This is a genomic window from Amnibacterium sp., from assembly GCF_025463795.1.
In the GTDB taxonomy this organism is placed as follows: Bacteria; Actinomycetota; Actinomycetes; order Actinomycetales; family Microbacteriaceae; genus Amnibacterium.
The window spans coordinates 1-5,958 of sequence record NZ_JAODBE010000088.1; the positions used below are offsets into that span (position 1 = coordinate 1).

At 74.5% G+C, this 5,958-nt stretch carries 3 protein-coding genes, 1 tRNA gene and 1 pseudogene; 4 read left to right on the forward strand and 1 reads right to left on the reverse strand.

Features of this window, described 5'->3' with window-relative positions; translation table 11 throughout:
- The 4 genes from JWQ92_RS08365 to JWQ92_RS08380 form a co-directional block, all read left to right on the forward strand.
- Positions 1 to 145, forward strand: a 145-nt coding sequence (locus JWQ92_RS08365; RefSeq protein WP_297344008.1) for a methylenetetrahydrofolate reductase, incomplete at its 5' end; no start/stop codon positions are given.
- Positions 142 to 2,463, forward strand: a complete 2,322-nt coding sequence (gene metE / locus JWQ92_RS08370; protein WP_297344006.1) for a 5-methyltetrahydropteroyltriglutamate--homocysteine S-methyltransferase — start codon at positions 142 to 144, stop codon at positions 2,461 to 2,463. The genes JWQ92_RS08365 and metE, both read left to right, overlap by 4 nt.
- A gap of 55 nt (positions 2,464 to 2,518) precedes the next feature.
- A tRNA-Ala gene (locus JWQ92_RS08375) sits at positions 2,519 to 2,591 on the forward strand.
- 172 nt (positions 2,592 to 2,763) lie between these two features.
- Positions 2,764 to 5,130 (forward strand): glycoside hydrolase family 31 protein, encoded by a 2,367-nt coding sequence (locus JWQ92_RS08380; RefSeq protein WP_297344007.1) that lies wholly within the window; start codon positions 2,764 to 2,766, stop codon positions 5,128 to 5,130.
- A 202-nt stretch (positions 5,131 to 5,332) separates the two neighbouring features.
- Here JWQ92_RS08380 and JWQ92_RS08385 read toward each other — a convergent pair.
- Positions 5,333 to 5,958: pseudogene (locus JWQ92_RS08385) on the reverse strand (hypothetical protein); the annotation flags it as partial.

Here is a 5,958-nt window from a genome sequence, read left to right on the forward strand (position 1 = left end):
CGGCGTCGCGCATGCGACCGCCTTCGCCGCGGCGCTGCTCGCCGCGGGCGCACCCGCTCTGCACCTCTACACGTTCAACCAGTCCGACGCCGTGCTCGAGGTGCTGCACCGCCTCGGGCTCGTCCAATTGAAGGAGCCCGCATGACCGACTTCCCCGCCGCCACGATCCTCGGCTACCCGCGCATCGGGCGCCGCCGCGAGCTGAAGCGGGCCGTCGAGTCCTACTGGGCCGGGCGGATCGACGCCCCCGCCCTCGAGGCCGCGGCCGCCGACTCGCGCCGCGCCGTGCGGAGCCGCCTCGCCGAGCTCGGGCTCGGCCGGGACGACTCCGCGATCCCCGAGTCGTTCAGCTACTACGACCACGTGCTCGACACCGCCCTCGCCGTCGGCGCCGTGCCCGCCCGCTTCGGCGACGCGGGCGCTCCGGGGTCGCTCGACGTGCTCTTCACGCTCGCGCGCGGATCCGCGACGGAGCCGCCGCTCGAGATGACGAAGTGGTTCGACTCGAACTACCACTACCTCGTGCCCGAGATCGACGAGCGGACGCCGTTCCGCGCCGACCCCGCGAGGCTCGTCGGCCTCGTGCGCGAGGCCGACGAGGACGGCTTCCGCACGCGGCCGGTGCTCGTCGGTCCCGTCACCCTGCTCGCCCTCGCGAAGCCCCCGGCGGGCGCGGCACCGGACTTCGCGCCCCTGGACCGGCTCGACGACCTGCTGCCCGCCTACGTGGAGCTGCTCGCGGCCCTCCGCGACGCCGGCGCCGACTGGGTGCAGCTCGACGAGCCCGCCCTGGTCTCGGAGAGCCTCGCCACGGCGCCCGAGGACCTCGCGGCCGCGGCCGCCCGCGCCCACGCGGTGCTCGGCGGGGCCGAGCAGCGTCCGTCGATCCTCGTCGCCGCGACCTGGGGGCCGCTCGGCGCGGCCCTGCCCGCCCTCGCCGCCGCACCGGTCGAGGCGATCGGCATCGACCTGGTGCGCGGATCCGTCCCGGCCGACCTCGATCCGGCGACCCGCGACGGTCTGGCCGCGAAGGTGCTCGTCGCCGGCGTCGTCGACGGCCGGAACGTGTGGCGGGCCGACCTCGCAGGGGCGGTCGCCTCGCTCGAGCAGGCCTCGTCGCTGTCGCCGCGCCTCGCCGTGAGCACCGCCACGTCGTTGCTGCACGTGCCGCACGACACGGCGGACGAGACGCATCTGTCGCCCGAGCTGCTCGAACGCCTCGCCTTCGCCGACCAGAAGGTGGGCGAGGTCGTCGCCCTCGCCCGGGCCGTCGCCGGCGGCCGTTCGGCGATCGCGGCCGAGATCGCCGAGTCGGACCGGGTCCGCGCACGGTGGGCGGCCGTCCCCGGCGTCCGGGTGCCGGCCGTGCGGGAGCGCCTCGCCGCGGTGAGCGCCGACGACCGGACGCGCGCCCCGTACGCGGAGCGGCTCGCCGCCCAGGCGCAGCTGGGGCTGCCGGCGCTGCCGACGACGACGATCGGCTCCTTCCCTCAGACCGACGACATCCGCCGCGCCCGCAGCCGCTTCGTGCGGGGCGAGCTGGACGAGCAGGGCTACGAGGCGGCGATGCGGGACGAGATCGCCCGCGTGGTCGGCCTCCAGGAGGAGCTCGGTCTCGACGTGCTCGTGCACGGCGAAGCGGAGCGCAACGACATGGTGCAGTACTTCGCGGAGGCGCTCGACGGCTTCGCGACGACCGAGCACGGCTGGGTGCAGTCGTACGGATCGCGCTGCACGCGGCCGTCGATCCTCTGGGGCGACGTGTCCCGGCCGGCGCCCATCACGGTGCGCTGGTCGGCGTTCGCGCAGAGCCGCACCGCACGGCCGCTGAAGGGGATGCTCACGGGACCGGTCACGATCCTGGCCTGGTCGTTCGTGCGCGACGACCAGCCGCTCGGCGACACCGCCGACCAGGTGGCGCTCGCGCTCCGTGACGAGATCGCCGACCTGGAGGCCGCCGGCATCCGGGTCGTGCAGGTCGACGAGCCCGCGCTGCGGGAGCTGCTCCCCCTGCAGCGGTCGGCGCAGGCCGCCTACCTGGGCTGGTCGGTCGGCGCGTTCCGGCTCGCGACCGCCAGGGCCGCCGCGGCGACGCAGGTGCACACGCACCTCTGCTACTCGGAGTTCGGGCAGATCATCGATGCGATCGACGCCCTCGACGCCGACGTGACGAGCATCGAGGCGGCACGGAGCCGGATGGAGGTCGTCGCGGACATCGCGGCGGCCGACTTCCGTCGCGGCATCGGACCGGGCGCGTGGGACATCCACTCGCCGCGGGTGCCGAGCGTCGAGGAGCTGACCGGGCTGCTCGAGATCGCGCTCGAAGGCGTGCCGGCCGACCGGCTGTGGGTGAACCCGGACTGCGGCCTGAAGACGCGCGGCTACGAGGAGACGGTGGCGACGCTCACGAACCTCGTGGCGGCGGCGCGGGCGGTGCGGGAGCGGGTGGAGGTCGGCGTCTGACGGCCCGCCGTCGCGGGCGCCGACGGGCCGGGATGCTAATCTTGTCGGCGCACCGGGGCCCTTGGCGCAGTTGGTAGCGCGTCTCGTTCGCAATGAGAAGGTCAGGGGTTCGAATCCCCTAGGGTCCACAACGCGAGGAAGGCCGTCCCGAGAGGGGCGGCCTTCGTCGCGTCATCCTGGTCTGCGGCTCGCCACGGACGTGTTCCGCCGGTACACCGGCCGCCGATGTCCGCTGCGGCCGCAGAAGCACGGCCGGCCGCACCCACGAGGCGCTCACCGGCGCCGCCCTAGGGTGACGCCATGGACGACCGCTTCCGCATCCCGCTCTCCCCCGTCGGCCATCCGGAGGCGGTCGTGCAGGGTGACCGGTGGCGCTTCACGGTGCTCACCGAGGCCCTCGTGCGCATCGAATGGGCGCCTGACGGCGTCTTCGAGGACCGCGCCTCGACCTTCGCGCTCCACCGCGACCTGCCCCTGCCCGCGTTCGATGTCGTCGAGAGCGACGCGGTGGTCGAGGTCCTCACCGAGAAGCTGCACCTGACCTACGACCGCGGCCCCTTCACGCCCGCCGGCCTGTCGGTGCAGGCGCGCGGCGCGCTCACGAGCTGGCACAGCCTCTGGCGCTACGGCGACGCGGCGCACGACCTCGGGGGAACGGCCCGCACGCTCGACATGGCCGACGGCCGCATCCCCCTCGAGCCCGGCGTGATCGCCCGTGGGGGCGTCACCGCCCTCGACGACTCGACCTCGTTCCTGTTCACCGAGGACGGCCGGGTGGCCCCTCGCCCTGCCGGGCATCTCGACCTCTACGTCTTCGCCTCCGGGCACGACTACGCCGGCGCGCTGCGGGCGCTCTACGCGGTGTCGGGCCCGCAGCCGGTGCTTCCCCGCTGGACCCTCGGCAACTGGTGGAGCCGCTACCGCCGCTACTCCGCCGACGAGTACCGCGAGCTGCTCGACCGCTTCGAGCGCGAGCGGATCCGCTTCAGCGTCGCGGTCCTCGACATGGACTGGCACCGCGTCGAGTCGGTGCCGCCCCAGTTCGGCAGCGGCTGGACCGGGTACTCGTGGGAGCGGGAGCTCTTCCCCGACCCGGCGGCGTTCCTCGCCGAGCTGCACGACCGCGGCCTCCGCGTGACGCTGAACGTGCATCCGGCGGACGGGGTGCGCGCCTTCGAGGACGCGTACCCGGACATGGCGGACGCGCTCGGCCGCGATCCGGAGCGGGGCCTGCCGATCGCGTTCGACATCACCGACCCGGCGTTCCTCGAGGCCTACTTCGACGTGCTGCACCATCGCCTCGAGGACGAGGGCGTCGACTTCTGGTGGATCGACTGGCAGCAGGGCCCCTTCTCACGGATCCCGGGCATCGATCCGCTCTGGATGCTGAACCACTACCACTTCCTCGACTCGGGGCGCGGCGACCGCCGCCCGCTCACCTTCTCCCGGTACGCGGGCCCCGGCAGCCACCGCTACCCCGTCGGATTCTCGGGGGACACGATCATCAGCTGGGCATCGCTCGACTTCCAGCCCGAGTTCACCGCCACCGCTTCGAACATCGGCTACGGCTGGTGGAGCCACGACGTCGGCGGTCACCTCTGGGGCGTCCGGGACGACGAGCTCACGGCCCGCTGGGTGCAGCTCGGCGTGTGGTCGCCGATCCTCCGGCTGCACTCGTCGAACAACCCGTTCCTCGCGAAGGAGCCGTGGATGTTCCCGGAGGAGACCCGCGCCGCGATCGACGACGCCCTGCGCTTCCGCGTGCGGCTGGTCCCGTACCTCCACACGATGAACCATCGAGCGGCCGTCGACGGCGTCCCGCTCGTGCTGCCGATGTACCACCTCGCGCCGGACGAGCCGGCCGCCTACGAGGTGCCGAACGAGTTCGGGTTCGGCAGCGAGCTCGTCGTCGCCCCGATCACGACGCCGCGCGATCCGGTGACGCTGCTCGGATCCGCGACCGCATGGCTCCCGCCGGGCCTCTGGACCGACATCACCACCGGCCTCGTGCTCGAGGGCGGCCGCACCGTGCGGCTCCACCGCGACGGCGGATCCGTGCCCGCGCTGCTGAAGGCCGGTGGGATCCTGCCCCTCGCGGCGGAGCACGAGACGGATGCGACCCGCAACCCCGGCCACCTCGAGGTGATCGTCGCGCCCGGCGCCGACGGCGACTTCGTGCTCGTCGAGGACGACGACACGGGCACGACACCCGAGACCATCCCCACCGTCCGAACGCGGATGCGCTGGGAGCAGGCGACCGGCACCCTGACCATCGAGGCGGCCGACGGCCCGAGCGGCATCGTGCCCGAGACCCGCACGTGGACGGTCACGGTGCTCGGGCTCGAGCCGGACGCCGCGATCACGGCCGACGGCCACGCCGTTCCCGTCACCGCGACCTCCGGGCGGGTGTCCGCGACCGTCACCGCCGACACCGCCGGCGCCGCCTCGGTGACCGTCGGCGCGGATCCTCGACCGCACACCGTCGACGTGCAGGCCCGGCTGTTCGGCCTGCTCAACGCGGCCCAGTACCCCTATGAGGCGAAGGCCGCCGTGTGGCGCACGATCGGCGCCGACCGCAACGCGGCCGATCGGCTGGTGGAGCTCCAGGCGATGGCCGTCCCGACGCCGCTGCTGGAGGCCATCGGCGAGCTGCTCACCGCCCGCTGAGACGCGGAGGTGGGGAGGTGGGGAGTCCGCGGTCGTGCCCGCGGCCGCCGCTTGTCCCGGCCGTAGGGGATGGTTCCCGGCGTAGGCCGACACGCCGCATCCGCCCCTACGCCCGGCACGTCCCCCTACGGGCGGCACATGGGGCGGCTGGCCGGCGACGGCCGCCCGGGCGTCCCCGTGGCTTGCGTGAGGGGCGGCGGGGTCAGCCCGCGCGGCGCCGGCGCAGCACCGCGTCCAGGTCCGTGAGCACGGGCCCGCTCTCGGCCACGATGCCCATCGCGGCGAGCGCCGTCTGCGACCTGCGCGGCTCCAGCACCGCGACCTCGGGGGCGGATGACGCGCTGCGCAGCGCCTCGTCCGACCGGGCCGCGGCCGTGTCGAGCGACGCGGCGACCGCGACGGCGTCCGAGGACTCCCCGGCCGCCTCCTCCTTCGAGAGGTAGAGCGGCTTCGGCAGCGGCACCGGCGTCCAGGTGGGCCGGGCCTGCTCGGTGCGCTGCCAGTCGGTGAAGCTGCGGGGCGCCTCCGGCACGACGACGGCGTGATCGACCGCCTCCACCGCGCGGTGCGCCGCCGCGACCGTGGCCGCACGCTGGAGCAGCGCGAGCCCGGCGAAGACGCCGATCGCCCCGGCGACGACGGGAGCCCAGTCGCCGGCCATGAGCACCTGCTCGACTCCGAAGGCGACCAGTGCCAGCGCCAGCACGAGGATGTTCGCGGCCAGCACCCGTGACCGACGCAGCCGCGTCGCCGCGAGCGCCGAGACCGCCTGCGCCCGCTGCCGCGGCTCCCGCGGCTGGCGGCTGCGACGGGCGAGGGTGCGCTCGG